General features: G+C 70.2%; 16 protein-coding genes and 2 riboswitches. Of the genes, 15 read left to right on the top strand and 1 reads right to left on the bottom strand.

From position 1 onward, the window contains the following. The first annotated feature begins 36 nt into the window (after positions 1-36). The 8 genes from V7E00_RS07415 to cobJ all read left to right on the top strand — a co-directional run bounded on the left by V7E00_RS07415 (position 37) and on the right by cobJ (position 10,780). The gene (locus V7E00_RS07415) at positions 37-1,344 is read left to right on the top strand and encodes a DUF5690 family protein (RefSeq protein ID WP_333571997.1); all 1,308 of its coding nucleotides are present in this window, start codon (positions 37-39) and stop codon (positions 1,342-1,344) included. Between the two features lie 36 nt (positions 1,345-1,380). Then, positions 1,381-1,598, top strand: a riboswitch (cobalamin riboswitch). A 193-nt stretch (positions 1,599-1,791) separates the two neighbouring features. After that, complete coding sequence (locus V7E00_RS07420; RefSeq protein ID WP_443019175.1) at positions 1,792-2,799, top strand: HoxN/HupN/NixA family nickel/cobalt transporter; 1,008 nt, start codon at positions 1,792-1,794, stop codon at positions 2,797-2,799. Between the two features lie 25 nt (positions 2,800-2,824). After that, positions 2,825-3,042, top strand: a riboswitch (cobalamin riboswitch). Positions 3,043-3,224: 182 nt separating this feature from the next. Further along, complete coding sequence (gene cobW / locus V7E00_RS07425; RefSeq protein WP_333571998.1) at positions 3,225-4,262, top strand: cobalamin biosynthesis protein CobW; 1,038 nt, start codon at positions 3,225-3,227, stop codon at positions 4,260-4,262. A gap of 12 nt (positions 4,263-4,274) precedes the next feature. Then, complete coding sequence (cobN, locus tag V7E00_RS07430) at positions 4,275-7,553, top strand: cobaltochelatase subunit CobN (protein WP_333571999.1); 3,279 nt, start codon at positions 4,275-4,277, stop codon at positions 7,551-7,553. Next, entirely contained in the window at positions 7,550-8,674 is a 1,125-nt protein-coding gene (locus tag V7E00_RS07435; protein ID WP_333572000.1) for a cobalamin biosynthesis protein CobG, read from the top strand. The genes cobN and V7E00_RS07435 overlap by 4 nt, the downstream gene beginning before the upstream one ends. Continuing rightward, complete coding sequence (locus V7E00_RS07440) at positions 8,674-9,303, top strand: precorrin-8X methylmutase (RefSeq protein WP_333572001.1); 630 nt, start codon at positions 8,674-8,676, stop codon at positions 9,301-9,303. Before V7E00_RS07435 ends, V7E00_RS07440 begins: the two co-directional genes overlap by 1 nt. Beyond that, on the top strand, positions 9,300-10,025 hold the full coding sequence (cobI, locus tag V7E00_RS07445) for a precorrin-2 C(20)-methyltransferase (RefSeq protein ID WP_333572002.1): 726 nt from the start codon (positions 9,300-9,302) through the stop codon (positions 10,023-10,025). Before V7E00_RS07440 ends, cobI begins: the two co-directional genes overlap by 4 nt. After that, positions 10,022-10,780 (top strand): precorrin-3B C(17)-methyltransferase, encoded by a 759-nt coding sequence (gene cobJ, locus V7E00_RS07450; RefSeq protein ID WP_333572003.1) that lies wholly within the window; start codon positions 10,022-10,024, stop codon positions 10,778-10,780. The genes cobI and cobJ overlap by 4 nt, the downstream gene beginning before the upstream one ends. On the opposite strand, the gene V7E00_RS07455 is transcribed toward cobJ, so the two are convergent. Next, on the bottom strand, positions 10,747-11,505 hold the full coding sequence (locus tag V7E00_RS07455) for a cobalt-precorrin-6A reductase (protein ID WP_333572004.1): 759 nt from the start codon (positions 11,503-11,505) through the stop codon (positions 10,747-10,749). The genes cobJ and V7E00_RS07455 overlap by 34 nt on opposite strands. Between V7E00_RS07455 and cbiE the strand changes: the two genes are divergently transcribed. The 7 genes from cbiE to bluB are packed head-to-tail and all read left to right on the top strand — an operon-like array spanning position 11,504 to position 17,134. Continuing rightward, positions 11,504-12,700: a precorrin-6y C5,15-methyltransferase (decarboxylating) subunit CbiE gene (cbiE, locus tag V7E00_RS07460; RefSeq protein ID WP_333572005.1), complete on the top strand. Its 1,197-nt coding sequence runs from the start codon at positions 11,504-11,506 to the stop codon at positions 12,698-12,700. The genes V7E00_RS07455 and cbiE overlap by 2 nt on opposite strands. Next, a complete protein-coding gene (locus tag V7E00_RS07465) occupies positions 12,697-13,044 on the top strand; it encodes a cobalamin biosynthesis protein (RefSeq protein WP_333572006.1) in 348 nt (115 codons plus the stop codon). Before cbiE ends, V7E00_RS07465 begins: the two co-directional genes overlap by 4 nt. Next, positions 13,041-13,826, top strand: coding sequence for a precorrin-4 C(11)-methyltransferase (cobM, locus tag V7E00_RS07470; RefSeq protein ID WP_333572007.1), 786 nt, complete (start codon positions 13,041-13,043; stop codon positions 13,824-13,826). Before V7E00_RS07465 ends, cobM begins: the two co-directional genes overlap by 4 nt. After that, entirely contained in the window at positions 13,823-15,145 is a 1,323-nt protein-coding gene (locus V7E00_RS07475) for a cobyrinate a,c-diamide synthase (RefSeq protein WP_333572008.1), read from the top strand. The genes cobM and V7E00_RS07475 overlap by 4 nt, the downstream gene beginning before the upstream one ends. Beyond that, positions 15,142-15,879: a precorrin-6A synthase (deacetylating) gene (gene cobF, locus V7E00_RS07480; protein ID WP_333572009.1), complete on the top strand. Its 738-nt coding sequence runs from the start codon at positions 15,142-15,144 to the stop codon at positions 15,877-15,879. Before V7E00_RS07475 ends, cobF begins: the two co-directional genes overlap by 4 nt. Continuing rightward, positions 15,876-16,478 (top strand): cob(I)yrinic acid a,c-diamide adenosyltransferase, encoded by a 603-nt coding sequence (cobO, locus tag V7E00_RS07485; RefSeq protein ID WP_333572010.1) that lies wholly within the window; start codon positions 15,876-15,878, stop codon positions 16,476-16,478. The genes cobF and cobO overlap by 4 nt, the downstream gene beginning before the upstream one ends. Beyond that, complete coding sequence (gene bluB, locus V7E00_RS07490; protein WP_333572399.1) at positions 16,475-17,134, top strand: 5,6-dimethylbenzimidazole synthase; 660 nt, start codon at positions 16,475-16,477, stop codon at positions 17,132-17,134. The genes cobO and bluB overlap by 4 nt, the downstream gene beginning before the upstream one ends. Position 17,135: the final 1 nt, after the last annotated feature.

Consider the following 17,135-nt stretch of genomic DNA (forward strand, 5'->3'; position numbering starts at 1 on the left):
GCCGGGCACAAGTGCGACGATTCTTGAGGATGTGAGATGGACGGTGACGGCGCGCCTGCCCGGGCGCAAACCGCTTCGGGCTTGGCGCTGTTCCTGGGCGGCCTTGCGGCATTCGGCGCCTATTTCGCCATGTACGCGTTCCGCAAGCCGTTCGCGGTGGGCACGTATACGGACGTGGTCGGCTGGCATTTTGCCGTCGACTACAAGGCGGCGCTGCTGATCGCGCAGGTGATTGGCTACGCTCTTTCCAAGCTAATCGGCGTACGCGTGATTTCCGAAGCGGAACGGCAGGGACGCGCCCGCATGATCCTGGCGCTGATCGGCACCTCATGGGTGTCGCTGTTCCTGTTCGCAGTGGTGCCGGCGCCCTGGAATGTTGCCTGCCTGTTCTTCAACGGCCTCCCGCTGGGGCTCATCTGGGGCCTGGTCTTCAGCTATGTCGAGGGGCGGCGCGCAACCGAACTGCTCGGCGCCATGCTGTGTGCGAGCTTCATCCTGTCGTCGGGCGTGGTGAAATCGGCGGCGATGCTGCTGATGGACGCGGGCGTTACCGAACACTGGATGCCCGCCGCGACCGGGCTCGTCTTCGTCCCGATGTTGTTGCTCGCGCTGTGGCAGCTCGAGCGATTGCCGCCGCCCGACGCGCGGGATGTGGCCGAGCGCACGATCCGCGTTCCAATGCATGCCGCCGAGCGACGTGCCTTTCTGCGTGCCCATGGGTCTACGCTGGTGATGCTTGTCTTCGGCTATGTCCTGCTCACCGCATTGCGCGACGTGCGCGATAACTATGCGACCGAGCTCTGGACCGCGCTCGGCTATGGTGGCGAGGCTGCGGTGTTTTCGGCCAGCGAACTGCCGGTGGCGCTGCTGACACTCGGCGCACTGGCGCTGCTGATGCTGATCCGCGACAATCTCCGCGCGCTCCTGGCGATGCACGGGCTGATCCTGCTGGGTGCCGCGTGCCTGGGGGGATCGACGCTGGCCTTCCAGGCCGGCCTGCTGGCGCCGCTGCCCTGGATGATCGTGGCCGGGGCGGGGCTGTACCTGGCCTACACCCCATTCAATGCGATGCTGTTCGATCGCATGATCGCGACGATCGGCACTGCGGCGAATGCGGGGTTCCTGATCTACATCGCCGATGCGTCGGGCTATGTGGGGAGCGTGGCGTTGCTGCTGGTCCACAGCCTCGGCGTGCCGGACGTGCGCTGGCTGACCTTCTTCATCGCCTGCTGCTATGCGGCGGCGGTGGCGGTGGGCATGCTCACGCTCCTTTCCGCGCTGCACTTCTTGCGAACCGCACAGGATGGCGGCGTGTCGCTGCGGCGGGCCGGACTCTCGCTCTAGTGCGCGGTTGATCCGGTCCGGGGCTTGCCCTACCAGAGGGATCGATCGCGCCGGTGCCCCGATAAGGGGCTTAATCGGGAATGCGGTGCGGGAGCCTGGCTCCCAAATCCGCGGCTGTCCCTGCAACTGTGAGCGGATAGCGCGATGCACTGGCCCCCACCCGAGGGGCAGCCACTGGGCTTATCCGGCCTGGGAAGGCGTGCAGCGCGCCGTGACCCGCAAGCCAGGAGACCTGCCGGCGTCCGGTCGCTCTTGCCCTGGCCCAGGGGATGGCCGCGGCACGGTGTACTCCGTCTGAGCGACGCTTGAGCGGCGGGGGCCGTTCGTGGTCGCGTGGCCCGGTCGCTATGGAAGCGTCCGGCCGGGGTGCACGACCGGCCGTTCGCGGTGGGCCCCGGCCAGGTCGCACGACGCCGCCGGAGTGCCCTCGCCTTGTCCTTCCTTGCCCTGCGTAGCCGCGTGGCGCTGCTGTTCGCAGCCCTGATCGCAGCCAATCTCGCCGCATGGGGATGGGCCTTCACCCTCTTCCATGCCCAGCCGCTGATGCTCGGCACGGCGCTCCTCGCCTGGGGGCTCGGCCTCCGCCATGCCGTCGATGCCGACCATATCGCCGCGATCGACAACGTGACGCGCAAGCTGATGAACGACGGGCAGCGCCCGATCGCCACCGGCCTGTGGTTCGCCGTCGGCCATTCCGGGATCATCGCCATCGCATCGACGGGCATTGCCCTCACCACCAGCGCGCTGGCGGGGATGGGCGCGTTCAAGGAGGTGGGGGGCGTTGTCGCCACCTGCGTCTCGGCGCTCTTCCTGTTCGCGATCGCGGCAATGAACCTGATCATCCTGCGTTCGGTGTGGAAGACCTTCCGGCATGTGCGCGCCGGTGGCGCCTATGTGGAGGACGATCTCAACCTGCTGATGGGCTCGCGCGGGCCGCTGTCGAAGCTGTTCGGGCCGATGTTCCGGCTGGTGAGCAAGAGCTGGCACATGGCGCCGCTCGGCTTCCTGTTCGGCCTGGGCTTCGACACTGCGACCGAAGTGGCGATCCTCGGCATGTCGGCGGGGCAGGCGGCGCACGGCGTATCGCTCGGCACGCTGCTGGTGCTGCCGGCGCTGTTCGCGGCCGGCATGGCGCTGATCGACACGCTGGACGGCGTGGTGATGCTGGGCGCCTATCAATGGGCGTTCGTGAAGCCGATCCGGAAGCTCTACTACAACGTCACGATTACGCTGATTTCGGCACTGGTCGCCATCGTGATCGGCGGGATCGAGACGCTGGCGCTGGTCGGCGACAAGATGGGCTGGACCGGCTGGCCGTTCGGGCTCGCGGCCGATCTTGGTGCGCATTTCAACGGCCTTGGCTTCGCGATCATCGGGCTGTTCGTCGGCTGCTGGTTGATCAGCTTCGTCATCTATCGCTGGCAGAGGCTGGACGAGATCGAGGTGCGCGTATAGAGCCGATGGCGAGGGCCCGGCTTGGGTCCTCGAAGATCGCGCCGGTGCCCCGACGAGGGGCTTAATCGGGAATGCGGTGCGGGAGCCTGGCTTCCAAATCCGCGGCTGTCCCTGCAACTGTGAGCGGATAGCGCGATGCACTCGCCCCTCGGAGGGGCTGCCACTGGGCTCATCTGGCCTGGGAAGGCGTGCAGCGTGCCGTGACCCGCAAGCCAGGAGACCTGCCGGCGCAACGGTCGCTCTTGCCTTGGTCCAGGGGATGGCCGCGGCACGGTCTTGCTTCCGTTCGAGCGACGAAGCTGTGCGGCTGGGGCTGCACGGTCGCGTGGTGAGGGGTGCCGTCGCGCCCGCCCGTCGTCGCGCGCCGGCCGGACATATGTCCGGCAAGCCCGGCCCGTTCGCTCCGGCGTGGGGGAAGACTGTTCATGACCGACCTTGCCAAGGTCCCCGTTACCATCGTCACCGGCTTTCTCGGCGCCGGCAAGACCACGCTGATCCGCCATCTGATCCAGAATGCCGAGGGGCGTCGGCTGGCGGTCGTCGTCAACGAGTTCGGCACGCTGGGGGTCGACGGCGAGATCCTCAAATCCTGCGCCATCCCCGATTGCCCGGCCGAGAACATCGTCGAGCTGGCCAATGGCTGCATCTGCTGCACCGTCGCGGATGACTTCATCCCCACGGTGGAACGGCTGCTCGCGCTCGATCCCCGCCCCGATCACATCCTGATCGAAACCTCGGGCCTGGCGCTGCCCAAGCCGCTGCTCAAGGCGTTCGACTGGCCGGCGATCCGCAGCCGCATCACTGTCGATGGCGTGCTGGCGCTGGCCGATGCCGAGGCGGTGGCCGAGGGCCGGTTCGCGCCCGATCTGGAAGCGCTGGAGGCGCAGCGCGCCGCCGATCCGGGCATCGACCATGAGACGCCGCTCGCCGAAGTATTCGAGGACCAGCTCGCCTGTGCAGACATGGTGCTGCTCACCAAGGTGGACCTTGCCGGACCGGAGGGCGTCGCCGCCGCCCGTGCGGTGATCGCCGCCGAGGCCCCCCGTCCGGTGCCGGTGGTCGAGATCCGCGAAGGCGCGATCGATCCGCGCGTGATCCTGGGGCTTGGCGCGGCCGCGGAAGACGACCTCGCCGCACGCCCTTCGCACCACGACGGTGCCGACGATCACGAGCATGAGGATTTCGACAGTACCGTCATAACCTTCGGGGAGATCGCCGATCCCGCCGAGCTGGTCGCCCGCATCGAACGCTTGGCGCGCGAGCACAAGGTGCTGCGGGTGAAGGGATATGCGGCGGTGACCGGTAAGCCGATGCGGCTGCTGGTGCAGGCGGTCGGCGCGCGGGTCCGGCATCAATATGATCGGCCCTGGCGCCCGGGTGAGCCACGCGGCACCGCGCTGGTCGCCATCGCCGAGCATGACCACGTCAACCCGCAAGCCTTCCGCGCGGTGCTGGCCGGCTGAGGCAGGCGGGCCATGCACGTCCTTTTCCGCGAGACGCACGGGCTGGAGGAGAATGCAGCACCACAGGACCTCGGGCAGGCGCCCGCAGACCTGGTGGTGTTGTCCTTTTCCGACAGCGATCTCGGCGCGTTCGCGGCTGCCTGGAAGCAGGGGCGGGACGTGCTGCCGTCGCTGCGACTGGCGAATCTCGCCGGGCTGATGCACCCGCTGTCGGTCGACACCTATGTCGAGCGGACGCTTTCAGGCGCGAAAGCCATTCTGATCCGGTTGATCGGCGGTATGCCCTATTGGAGCTACGGGCTCCAGCAGGTGGAAGCTCTGGCACGGGAGCGGGGCATCGCACTGGCGGTGCTGCCTGCGGATGGCCGCCCTGACGAGCGCCTCGATGCGGCTTCGACGGTGTCGATGGCGGTGCTGCGAGAGCTGTCCGCGCTTTGCGATGCGGGCGGCGCAGCGGCGGCCCACGCGGCGCTGGGGCTACTGGCAGAAATCGCCGGCGTCGGCTCCAGCAAGACAAGGGCATACGCCCCGCTGCCCGGTTTTGGCCTCTGGCATCCCAGGAGCGGCGTTCTTCCGGACACGTTCAGTTCCCAACGTGGCGGCGAAAGCGATCCTGCGGGAGTGGGCGGCTGGAGGCGCACCGGACGCCCGCTGGTGCTGATCGTCTTCTACCGCTCCTATCTCGCCGCCAGCGACGTCGAACCCTTCGAGGTGCTGCACCACGGCTTCGAGGCGCGCGGCTTCGACACGCTTTCGATCTTCGTGCCGTCGCTCAAGGCGCCCGATGCGCGCGCCCGGGTCGAGCAGTGGGTGCGGGATCTTGCGCCCGCCGCCGTCGTCAACGCGACCGCCTTTTCCGCCCGCGACGAACAGGGGCGCTCCCCGCTCGATGCCGCAGGCGCGCCGGTCTTCCAACTGGCGCTCGCCACCGCCTCCCGCGAGGCATGGGCGGGGTCCGATCGCGGCCTGTCGCCCGCCGATCTGGCGATGCACGTCGTGCTGCCGGAGATCGACGGCCGCATCTTCGCCGGCGTTGCCAGCTTCAAGCAGGCAGAGGCACGCGATGCGGATCTCGGTTTCGCGCGGACCGTGCACCGCACCGAGCCCGAGCGGATCGCTGCCATTGTCGAGCGCGTCGCCCGTTGGACTATGCTTGCCGCCAAGCCCGCTGCCGAGCGCCGCGTGGCGCTGCTGCTCTCCACCTATCCCGGCAAGACCTATCAACTTGCCCATGCCGTCGGGCTCGACGCGATCGCCTCTGCCGAGGCGATTGCGGCCGATCTGGGGGAAGCCGTGACGGGACTGGCGACGCGTTTGCAGCGCGAAACACTGGGCTGGCCCCTTCATGACTATGTGAAGGCGCTTGCCCGCCTGCCGGAACCGCTGCACGCTGCTCTGGCGGGGGGCTGGGGATCCCCGGACAGCGATCCGGCCGTGGTCGATGGTGCCTTCCGCTTTCCCGCCCTTCGCGCCGGCAAGCTCCTCCTCGCACTCCAGCCGGAGCGCGGCGACAGAGGGACCCGCGAGGACAGCTACCACGATGTCACGCGCGTGCCGCGCCACGCCTATGTCGCCTTCTATCTGTGGCTGCAGGCGCAGGAGATTGACGCGCTGGTGCATATCGGCGCGCACGGAACGCTCGAATGGCTACCGGGTAAGTCCGTCGCACTGTCGGACGGCTGCTGGCCCGAGGCACTGACCGGCGGATTGCCGATCCTCTATCCCTTCATCGTCAACGATCCGGGCGAGGCGGCGCAGGCCAAGCGACGCACCGGCGCAGTAACCATCGGCCACCTCCCGCCGCCGCTGAAGACGGCCGGCACCGGCGCCGGCCTGGCACGAATCGAGGCGCTGCTCGACGAGTTCTCCAACGCGGTCGGACTCGATCCGGCCCGGCGCGACCGGCTGCAGACGACGATCCGCGACGAGGCGCGCGCCGCCGGGCTCGAAGCCGAGCTGGGGCTCGACACCGCCGCCAGCACCGCTGAAGCGATCGCGCGTATCGACCGGTTCGTCTGCGACGTGAAGGAGGGCCAGTTCGGCGACGGGCTGCATGTCTTCGGGCGCGGTGCCTGCGGCTCGGCGGAGCGCGACGGGTTGCTGGCGGGGCTGGCGGGCAGGCGCGTCGCGGCTGGGCCTGCCGGATCCCCCCACCGCGGAAGGACGGACGTGATGCCGACCGGCCGCAACCTCTATGCGATCGATCCGCGCGCGGTGCCGAGCCGGGCGGCGCACCTGCAGGGCATCGTGCTCGCCGACGAGCTGGTCCGGCGCCACCTCCAGGATCATGGCGACTATCCGCGCGGGCTGGTGGTGGATCTGTGGGGCTCGGCCACAATGCGCACGGCCGGCGAGGAGTTTGCGATGGCGCTGCACCTGCTGGGTGCCGCACCTGTCTGGGATCCTGCCTCGGAGCGGGTCACAGGCGTCGAGATCCTGCCGCTCGCGTTGCTCGATCGTCCGCGCATCGACGTGACGCTTCGGGTGTCGGGGCTGTTCCGCGATGCCTTTCCGACCTTGCCGCAGCTATTCGGGCAAGCCGTTCGTGCCCTGGCGGCGCGCGACGAGGCGCCCGAATGGAACCCGTTCGTCGGCCGGGAGGCTGCGCCGCGCGTCTATGGCCCCAGGCCGGGCAGCTACGGGCTCGGCATGGGCGAGGCAGCGGAGACCTATACGGACGATGCCCGCCGTCGTGCCGGCGAAGCGTGGCTTGCTGCTTCGGATCATGCCTTTGACGGGCCGGAGGCGCAGGCGGATATGGACGGCATTCGCGCTCGGGTGGCGGCTGCGGATGTGTTCGTGCACCTCCAGGACCTGCCCGAGACCGACCTGCTGCTCGCCGCCGACTATGCGGCGCATGAAGCCGGGTTCGCCGCCGCCAAGGCGCTGAGCGGCGGAGGTGCGGCGCTCTACCATCTCGATGCCCGGGATGCCGCCAGGCCGGTCGCCCGCCCGCTCACCGAGGAGATCGCCCGGGTCGTCCGCGCACGTGCTGCGCATCCGGGATGGATTGCGGGCATGTGCCGCCATGGCTTCCGCGGTGCGGCGGAGATTGCCGCAACGCTCGACCATCTTGGTGCCTTCGCCCACCTCGCGGGAGCGGTACCGTCGCAGCTGTTCGATCTCTATCACGACGCGACCCTCGGCGATGCTGCGGTGCGCGACTTCCTGGCGCGCGAAAACCCGGCAGCACTGGCGGCGATCGAGGCACGCTTCGCGGCGCTGCACGCTGCGGGGCTGTGGCAGACGCGGCGCAATTCGATCCTCGCTGCCCTGGGGGGCGCAGCATGAGCGGCTTCGCGGTGCGCGGCTGGTGCCCCAATGCCTGGCGGCCGATGGCGGCCGGCGACGGATTGCTGGTGCGGGTAAAGCCTCGTCTGGCGCGGCTCACGTGCCTGCAGCTGCGCGGGCTGTGCGAGGCATCGCTTGCGCACGGCAACGGCCTGATCGACCTTACCAATCGGGGCAACCTGCAGCTGCGGGGCGTTTCGGATGCGACCTGGCCGCTGCTGATCGAGCGGCTGATCGCGCTTGGTCTTGTCGATGCCGATCCGGACATGGAGCAGCGCCGCACCCTTCTGGTCACGCCCGACTGGCGCGAGGGCGATGATACGCACCGCATCGCCAGCGACCTGCTTGCCCTGCTCCATGCCCTGCCGGAACTGCCGGGCAAGATGGGTTTCGCGATCGATGCCGGTCCGGCGCCGTTGCTGGCCGAGGCGCCCGGCGATTTCCGCATCGAGCGCAGCGGAGACGGCGCATTGATCCTCCGGCTGGAGGGACGGCCTGCCGGAACGCCGCTGCGGTTCGGAGACGAGGCCGACGCGCTCGTGCGGCTGGCGCACTGGTTCGTCGAAAGCGGCGGCGTTGCGTCCGGGCGCGCGGCCCGCCACGCTGCACCGCTGCCCGAATGGGCGCCGGCGCAATCGCCACCTGCGACGGCGGCCATACCGCTGCGACCCGGACCGCATCCGCTGGGCGCCGCACTGGGCGTTGCGTTCGGGCAACTCGATGCGCGGCAGTTCCTCGGCGGGGGGACGGACGATCTCAGGGCCGTGCGGGTCACGCCCTGGCGCGTCTTGCTGATCGAAGGCGCCGCGCCCGTCGATCCCGCGCTGATCACCGATCCCGAAGATCCGCTGCTGCGCACCGATGCCTGTGTCGGCGCACCGGCCTGTCCCCAGGCCAGCGTGGAGACACGCACGCTCGCGGCCCGTCTCGCGCCGCGCGTTGCGGGGCGGCTGCACGTTTCCGGCTGCGCCAAGGGATGCGGCCGCGCGCGCACCGCCGACGTGGTGGTGACGGGCCGCGACGGGCTGCTGGATCTCGCCTTTAACGCTCGCGCCGGGGCAGCGCCCGTCCATGCCGGGCGCTCGCCCGACGCCCTGCTTTCCCTCTTCGGAACCGACTGATGCCCTATTGCTATGAAACCGACGGCGCCGCCATCTACCGCCAGTCCTTCGCGACCATCCGCGCCGAGGCCGATCTCGCGCGCTTCTCGCCCGAGGAAGAGCCCGTGGCGGTTCGGATGATCCACGCGGCGGGAATGGTGGAACTGGCCCCGCACATCCGCTTCTCGCCAGGCTTCGCCGTCGCCGCGCGTGCAGCCCTTGCCGGCGGCGCCCCGATCCTGTGCGATGCGCGGATGGTGTCGGAGGGGATCACCCGGTCGCGGCTGCCCGCCGACAATGCGGTGGTCTGCACGCTGCACGATCCGCAGGTGCCGGCGCTCGCCAAGGCGATGGCGAACACCCGTTCGGCTGCCGCGCTGGAGCTGTGGCGGCCGCATCTGGCCGGGGCGGTGGTCGCGATCGGCAACGCGCCGACCGCGCTGTTCCACCTGCTCAACATGCTGGAGGACCCTGGCTGCCCGCGTCCGGCGGCGATCATCGGCTGCCCGGTGGGCTTTGTCGGCGCAGTGGAGTCCAAGGCGGCGCTGTGGGCGGCGGCGCCGGTGCCCTGCTGCATTGTCGAGGGGCGGCTGGGCGGCAGCGCAATCACCGTAGCCGCGGTCAACGGGCTAGCGAGCCGGGCCGAATGAGCGTCGGGACCATCCACGGTGTCGGGCTCGGGCCCGGCGCGCCGGACCTGCTCAGCGTCCGCGCCGACCGGCTGGTGCGCGGTGCGCGCCACGTCGCCTATTTCCGCAAGGCCGGACGTCCGGGACAGGCGCGTCGGATCGCCGACGGCATGCTGCGCACGGACGCGATCGAGCTGCCGATGGAGTATCCGGCCACCACCGAGATCCCGCTTTCCGATCCGCGCTACAACGCCATCCTTTCGGCCTTCTACGCCGAATGTACGGACCGGCTGCTCGCGCTTGCCCATGCGGGCGAGGATGTGGTGGTGCTTTGCGAAGGCGACCCGTTCTTCTACGGCTCGTTCATGCATCTGCACACGCGGCTTTCGGGACGCGCGCCGGTGGCGGTGGTACCCGGGATCACCGGCATGGCAGGAGCGTGGAACGCCACCGGCCAGCCAATCACCTGGGGTGACGACGTGCTGACCATCGCGATGGCGACGCTGCCCGAGGAGGAACTGGTCCGCCGGATCCGGGACACCGATGCGCTGGTGGTGATGAAGATCGGCCGCAACCTGCCCAAGCTGCGGCAGGCGGTGGCGGCGGCCGGGCGCGAGGGAGAGGCCTGGCTGGTCGAGCATGCCGCCATGCCGGAACAGCGGGTAACCCCGCTCGCCGAGGCGACCAGCGTCACCCCCTATTTCTCGATCCTGCTGATCCACGGGCGGGGGCGTCGCCCATGAGCGGCTGGCTCGCCATTGCAGGTCTGGGCCCTGGCGACGCCGCCCTGGTCACGCCCGAAGTCACCGAGGTGCTGGCGCAGGCGACCGACGTGATCGGCTACATCCCCTATGTGGCGCGCATCGCGCCCCGGGAGGGGCTGGTGCTGCACGCCTCGGACAATCGCGTCGAACTGGATCGCGCCGCGCTTGCGCTCCAGCTTGCCGCGGACGGGCGGCGGGTGGTGGTGGTATCCTCGGGCGATCCGGGCGTGTTCGCGATGGCGGCGGCGGTGTTCGAGGCGCTGGAAGCCGGCCCCGAGGCGTGGCGGGACCTCGATATCCGCGTCTTGCCGGGAATTACCGCGATGCTGGCGGCGAGCGCACGGGCAGGGGCGCCGCTCGGCCATGACTTCTGCGCGATCAACCTGTCGGACAATCTGAAGCCCTTGAGCCTGATCGAGAAGCGATTGCGCCTCGCCGTCGAGGCCGATTTCGCCATGGCCTTCTACAATCCGCGTTCCAAGGCCCGGCCGCACGGCTTCACGCGCGTGCTCGAGCTGCTGCGGGAACTTTGCGGGCCGGATCGGCTGATCCTGTTCGCCCGCGCCGTGTCCACGCCGGAGGAAGCGTTGCAGATCGTTCCGCTGGGCGAGGCGAAACCGGAAATGGCGGACATGCGGACGATGGTGATCCTCGGTTCGAGCACCACGCGCCGCGTCGAGCGGCCGGCTGGACCGATCCTCTACACCCCGCGCTTCGCGGAGGGGGCCGCATGATCGAGCCAGGCCAGCACCGCGTGCGGATCGGTGACCTCGACGCGCGCCGGCAGCGCGGGGCGGTCGATCATCAACACCGGAATGCCCAGCGCGCGGGCGGCGACCAGCTTCGCCTCGGCGCCGGTGCCGCCGGCATTCTTGCACACGACCCGTTCGATGCCGTGCGTCGCAAGCAACGTGCGGTCGCCTTCCGGCGTGAACGGGCCGCGCTCGACGATCAGGTGGTGATCGGGCAGGGCGGGCGGCACCGCTGCAGCATCGACGAAGCGCAGGACATAATGGTGCTGCGGCGCGGCGGCGAAAGCCTCGACATGCATCCGGCCGAGCGCGAGCAGAATGCGCTGCGGGCGGCCCGCAAGCGCGGCGACTGCGCCCGGAATGTCGGGAACATGGGTCCAGCGGTCGCCTGCGACAGGCGTCCAGGCAGGGCGAGTGAGCGCGATCAGCGGGACGTCGGCCGCGCGGGCCGCCGCCACGGCATTGGCGCTCATCGTCGCAGCGAAGGGATGGGTGGCGTCGACCAGATGCGTCACCTGCGCGTCGCGCAGGAAGCGCGCCAGCCCGTCTGCGCCGCCGAAGCCGCCGACACGCACCGGGATCGGCTGCGCACGCGGCTTTTCGGTGCGACCGGCATAGCTGAGCGTCGCTCGCACGCCGCGATCGGCGAGCAGGCGGGCCAGCGCGCTGGCCTCGGTGGTGCCGCCCAGCAGCAGGACGTTCGGCATGGCTGATCTTCCCTGGCTGACCATCGTCGGACTGAGCGAGGCTGGCGCGGACGATCTCTCCGGGCGTGCACGGCAGGCGCTGGAGACGGCCGAGCTGGTGCTGGGCGCCGCCCGCCACCTGTCGCTGCTGCCGCGGCTTACGTGCGAAGTACGGGAATGGCCAGTGCCCTTTGCCGACGGCGTGCCGCTGCTGCTGGCCGAGCGCGGACGGCGCGTGGTGATGCTCGCTTCGGGCGACCCGTTCTGGTTTGGCGCCGGCACCAGCATCACCCGGCATCTGGCGCGCGAGGAATGGATCGCCCACCCCGCGCCCTCCAGCTTCGCGCTCGCGGCCGCACGGCTGGGCTGGGCGGTGCAAGATGTCGCGTGCCTGGGCCTGCACGCAGCGTCCTTCACGCGGCTGCGGCCACAGCTCGCGCCCGCCCGGCGGCTGCTGGTGTTGGTGCGCGACGGGAGCGCCGTCGCGGAACTCGCAGGGTATTTGGGGGCGCAGGGCTTCGGCGCCTCGACCGTGCACGTGCTGGAAGCGCTGGGCGGCCCCCGTGAGCGGGTGCGCACGACACAGGCTGCCGCCTTCGCTCTGGACGACATCGCGCATCCGGTAGCGGTCGGGATCGACGTGGCGGGCGACGGCGCCGTGCTGCCGCTCACCGCCGGGCGGCCCGACAGCTGGTTCGATTCCGACGGTCAGCTCACCAAGCAGCCGGTGCGGGCGCTCACCTTGTCCGCGCTGGCGCCGCGGCCGGGCGAATTGTTGTGGGACATCGGCGCGGGCTCCGGCTCGATCGGTATCGAATGGCTGCTCGCGCACCCCGCCAACCGGGCGATCGCAGTTGAAGCCGACGCCGTTCGTGCCGAGCGTGCGCGGGGAAATGCGGCCGGGCTCGGCGTGGAACGCCTGATCGTCCTCGAGGGCTGCGCACCCGATATCCTGCCCGAGGGCACGCCCGATGCCGTGTTCATCGGCGGGGGCCTGTCGCAGGCCTTGCTGGAGGCCCTGTGGGCGCGTCTGCCCGCAGGCACGCGGGTGGTGGCGAACGCGGTGACGCTCGAGTCCGAGGCGCTGCTCGCCCAGTGGCACGGGGCGGCGGGCGGCAGCCTGTTGCGCATCGAGCTTGCGGACGCCGTGCCGCTGGGCACGCGCCACGGCTGGCGCGCCCGCTACCCGGTGGTGCAGTGGAGCGTCACGCGATGATCGTCGCGGGCTTCGGCTACCGGACGGGCGCAACCGCGGCTTCGCTGCGCTCGGCACTCGCCCTCGCGCAGGCCGGGGCACCGCCGATTACTCACGTCGCCACGGTGGCAGACAAGCTGCCGCTGCTGGCCACGCTCGGCCTGCCGATGATCGTTGCGGAGGCCGTGGAGGCCGTGCTGACGCCTACCCGATCGCCTGCCAGCCTCGCCGCACGCGGCACCGGCAGCGTCGCCGAGGCGGCCGCGCTGGTCGCCGCCGGCCCTCATGCGCGGCTGCTCGTCGCGCGACAGATCTCCCCCGATCGCATGGCGACCTGCGCCATCGCCGAAGGAACTTGCCCATGACCGTCCACTTCATTGGCGCCGGCCCCGGCGCGCCCGACCTTCTGACGCTGCGCGGCCGCGATCTGATCGCGGCCAGCCCGGTCTGCCTCTATGCGGGCTCGCTGATCCCGGAGGCGATCCTGGCGCATTGCCCGGCCGGTGCGCGGATCGTGAACACTGCGCCGATGGACCTCGACGCGATCGTCGCGGAAATCGCCGCCGCCCATGCCGCGGGCCACGACGTCGCCCGGCTGCACTCGGGCGATCTTTCGGTGTGGTCGGCCATGGGCGAACAGCTGCGAAGGCTGCGCGCGCTCGGCATTCCGTTCACCGTGACGCCGGGCGTGCCCGCGTTCGCCGCCGCCGCAGCAGCGCTGGAGGCGGAGCTGACCCTGCCCGAGCTGGGCCAGTCGCTGGTTCTCACCCGCACGCCGGGGCGTGCGAGCCGCATGCCGGAGCGCGAGAGCCTGACCAACTTCGCCGCGACCGGCGCAACGCTGGCGATCCACCTCTCGATCCACAATCTGGCGGCGCTGGTCGCGGACCTGCTGCCTGGCTATGGCGCCGATTGTCCCGTCGCGGTGGTCTGGCGGGCGAGCTGGCCCGACCAGCGCATCGTGCGGGCGACGCTCGCGACCATCGAGGCGGCAGTGGCCGGCAGCATGGAGCGCACCGCACTCATCCTCGTCGGGCCGGTGCTGGCGGCAGAGGGCTTCGCCGAAAGCAGCCTCTATGCCCCCGGCTATGACCGCCGCTTCCGGCCGCAGGACGCGTCCTCGCCCTTCGCGGAGCGCAGCGCATGAGCACACCCGGGCTGATCGTTGCCGCACCGGCGTCCGGCACGGGCAAGACCACCGTGATGCTCGGCCTGTTGCGCGCGCTGCGGGACGCGGGTGTCGCAGTGGCACCGTTCAAGAACGGCCCGGATTATATCGACCCGGCGTTTCACCGTGCCGCCGGCGGACGCCCGTCGTGCAATCTCGACAGCTGGGCGATGGGCGGGGACCTGCTCGACGCGCTCGTGGGGGAGGGGCAGGGTGCAGATCTGATCCTTGCCGAAGGTTCCATGGGGCTGTTCGACGGCGTGGCGCAGCGCGGCGCGACCGGCACCGGGGCGACCGCCGACCTCGCCCGGCGCTATGGCTGGCCGGTGGTTCTGGTGGTGGACGTGTCCGGCCAGGCGCAGTCGGCCGCGGCTACGGCACTGGGCTTTGCGCGACTGGACCCGCACGTGCCGTTCGCGGGCGTGATCCTCAACCGCGTCGCCAGTCCCCGGCACGAGCGGCTGGTGCGCGTCGGCATGGAAGCTGCCGGCATTCCTGTCCTCGGCGCCCTGCCGCGCCGCGCCGACCTCGCGCTGCCCGAACGGCATCTGGGGCTGGTGCAGGCGGAGGAACATCCGGACCTCGACCGCGTGATCGGCGACTATGCGGCGTTCCTGCGCGACCATGTCGATCTCCCCGCGCTGCGCGCCGCAGCGCAGGGGGCTGCGCAGCCGGGTCCGGGAGGCGCGCAGGCCGGAGGCTCCCCGCCGCCGCCCGCGCAGCGGATCGCCATCGCACAGGATGCAGCCTTCTCGTTCCTCTACCCGCATTTGCTCGAGGGCTGGCGACGGGCTGGCGCGGAAATCCTGCCTTTTTCACCGCTGGCCGATGAAGCGCCGGCGGGAGACGCCGACTTGGTCTGGCTGCCCGGCGGCTATCCGGAGCTGCATGCCGGCACGATCGCCGCGGCGGGACGCTTCCTTGCCGGCTTGCGCACCCATGCCGAGACGCGCCCGGTCCATGGCGAGTGCGGCGGCTATATGGCGCTGGGCGAGGCACTCGTCGACAAGGCGGGCGAGACGCACCGCATGGCGGGGCTGCTTGGCCTCGTCACCAGCCATGCGGAGCGGCGGATGCATCTCGGCTATCGCCAGGCAACGCTTCACGCGCCGGTCGCGGGGCTGCCGGTGGGTGCCCGGCTGACCGGCCACGAATTCCACTATGCCACGATCATCTCCCAAAGCGACGCGCCGCTAGCCGAGGTACACGACGCGGAGGGCAACCTGGTCGCGGAGACGGGATCGGTGCGCGGGCGCGTGACCGGCAGCTTCTTCCACCTGATCGCGGCGGCGGCATGATCAGCCTCCAGCTGATCGGGATCGGCACCGGCAACCCGGCCCACCTCACCGGGGAAGCGGTAGCCGCGCTCAACACTGCCGACCTGATCCTCGTTCCGCGCAAGGAGAACGCCCCCGATCTCGCCGATCTGCGGCGTTCGATCTGCGCGTCGGTGCTTACCCGCCCCGTGCCGATCGCCGAGTTCGACATGCCGGTGCGGTCAGGGGAGGAGTATGTCCAGGCTGTCCAGGACTGGCATGACGCCATCGCTGCCGCCTGGATCGCTGCTCTCCGCGCGCATCTGCCCGGCGGCGGCACGGTGGCGCTGCTCGTCTGGGGGGATCCGTCGCTCTACGACAGCACGCTGCGTATTGCGGCGCGGCTTGCCGATGCCGCTGTGCGGGTCGTGCCGGGCATCACCAGCATCCAGGCGCTCACTGCCGCACACGCCATTCCGCTCAATCCGCTCGCCGGCGCCGTCACCATCACCACCGGACGCCTGCTGCGCAGCCATGGCTGGCCGCACACCACGGATACGCTGGTCGTGATGCTAGACGGCGGCTGCGCCTTCCAGACCCTTGATCCCGAAGGCGTCCGCATCTGGTGGGCCGCCTATCTGGGCATGCCGCAGCAGGCGCTCGACCACGGGCTTCTGGCCGAGGCGGGGCCAAGGATCGTGGCTGCCCGCGCCGCGCTCCGTGCGCAGCACGGCTGGATCATGGACGTCTATCTGCTTCGAAAGGAAATCCGATGACCCGCGACGATGCCGCGCATGCCGAGAAGATGCGCAAGATCCAGGCCGCGCGCGCCACGATGATGGAAAGCAAGACCGAGGAGAAGGGCCTGCTGATCGTCCATACCGGCAAGGGCAAGGGCAAGAGCAGCGCCGCCATGGGCATGGTCGTCCGCGCGATCGGCCACGGCATGAAGATCGGCGTCGTCCAGTTCATCAAGGGCGCGATGATGACGGGCGAGAAGGCGGTCTTCGATGCCTTCCCGCAGCAGGTCGAATTCAAGCCCATGGGGGAGGGGTTCACCTGGGACACGCAGGATCGCGCCCGCGACATCGCCGTGACCCGCACCGCATGGAACGAGGTGCAGCGAATGATCGCCGACCCTTCCTATGACATGGTGCTCGCGGACGAACTGAACATCGCGCTGCGCTACGACTATCTGCCGCTCGACGAGGTGCTGGCGGTGCTGGCGGCACGCCCGCCGATGCAGCATGTCATCGTGACCGGTCGCAACGCGCCCGACGCGCTGATCGAGGCGGCGGACCTGGTCACCGAGATGACGCAGGTGAAGCACCCGTTCCGCTCCGGCGTGAAGGCACAGCGGGGGATCGAGTTCTGAGCGACGCCCCTGTCTTTGACGCTCCTGTCTTCGACGCCGCATTCCTCGAGCGGTTCGACACGCTGCTGCGCTGGCGCCGGGACGTGCGCCACTTCGCTGCCACGCCAGTGGCGGAGGAAGACGTGCAGGCGCTGCTCGAAGCGGCGACGCTCGCCCCTTCGGTGGGCAATGCGCAGCCATGGCGGTTCGTCCGCGTGCGGACGCCGGCGGTGCGCGCGTTGCTGGCAGATCATGTCGATGCGGAGAATGTGCGCGCGGCCAGCGGCTTCGAGGAGCCAGCGCGGCGGGACGCCTATCGCGCACTGAAGCTCCACGGACTGCGCGAGGCACCCGAGCTGCTCGCCATCTTCTGCGATGAGCGCCCCGCTGCGGGCCACGGCCTGGGCATCGCCACCATGCCGGAAATGCTGCGTTATTCCTGCGTCACCGCGGTCCACACCCTGTGGCTCGCCGCACGTGCCCGCGGCCTTGGGGTTGGCTGGGTTTCGATCCTCGAGCCCGCTGCCGTCAGCGCGCTGCTGGACGTGCCGCAGGACTGGACGCTCATTGCGTTGCTCTGCCTCGGCCATCCCGAGGCACCCTCCCATACCCCCGAACTCGAACGCCGCGGCTGGCAGGCACGCGAGCCGCTTGCCGACCGGTTGTTCGAACGCTGAT

Origin of the sequence: Sphingomonas sp. (genome assembly GCF_036731925.1) — a bacterium.
Lineage (GTDB): Bacteria > Pseudomonadota > Alphaproteobacteria > Sphingomonadales > Sphingomonadaceae > Sphingomonas.

Excerpts from the sequence above, each read along its gene's own strand:
- V7E00_RS07415 (WP_333571997.1), top strand. The coding sequence starts at position 37 with ATGGACGGTGACGGCGCGCCTGCCCGGGCGCAAACCGCTTCGGGCTTG.
- cobW (WP_333571998.1), top strand. The coding sequence starts at position 3,225 with ATGACCGACCTTGCCAAGGTCCCCGTTACCATCGTCACCGGCTTTCTC.
- cobN (WP_333571999.1), top strand. The coding sequence starts at position 4,275 with ATGCACGTCCTTTTCCGCGAGACGCACGGGCTGGAGGAGAATGCAGCA.
- V7E00_RS07435 (WP_333572000.1), top strand. The coding sequence starts at position 7,550 with ATGAGCGGCTTCGCGGTGCGCGGCTGGTGCCCCAATGCCTGGCGGCCG.
- V7E00_RS07440 (WP_333572001.1), top strand. The coding sequence starts at position 8,674 with ATGCCCTATTGCTATGAAACCGACGGCGCCGCCATCTACCGCCAGTCC.
- cobI (WP_333572002.1), top strand. The coding sequence starts at position 9,300 with ATGAGCGTCGGGACCATCCACGGTGTCGGGCTCGGGCCCGGCGCGCCG.
- cobJ (WP_333572003.1), top strand. The coding sequence starts at position 10,022 with ATGAGCGGCTGGCTCGCCATTGCAGGTCTGGGCCCTGGCGACGCCGCC.
- cbiE (WP_333572005.1), top strand. The coding sequence starts at position 11,504 with ATGGCTGATCTTCCCTGGCTGACCATCGTCGGACTGAGCGAGGCTGGC.
- V7E00_RS07455 (WP_333572004.1), bottom strand. The coding sequence starts at position 11,505 with ATGCCGAACGTCCTGCTGCTGGGCGGCACCACCGAGGCCAGCGCGCTG.
- V7E00_RS07465 (WP_333572006.1), top strand. The coding sequence starts at position 12,697 with ATGATCGTCGCGGGCTTCGGCTACCGGACGGGCGCAACCGCGGCTTCG.
- cobM (WP_333572007.1), top strand. The coding sequence starts at position 13,041 with ATGACCGTCCACTTCATTGGCGCCGGCCCCGGCGCGCCCGACCTTCTG.
- V7E00_RS07475 (WP_333572008.1), top strand. The coding sequence starts at position 13,823 with ATGAGCACACCCGGGCTGATCGTTGCCGCACCGGCGTCCGGCACGGGC.
- cobF (WP_333572009.1), top strand. The coding sequence starts at position 15,142 with ATGATCAGCCTCCAGCTGATCGGGATCGGCACCGGCAACCCGGCCCAC.
- cobO (WP_333572010.1), top strand. The coding sequence starts at position 15,876 with ATGACCCGCGACGATGCCGCGCATGCCGAGAAGATGCGCAAGATCCAG.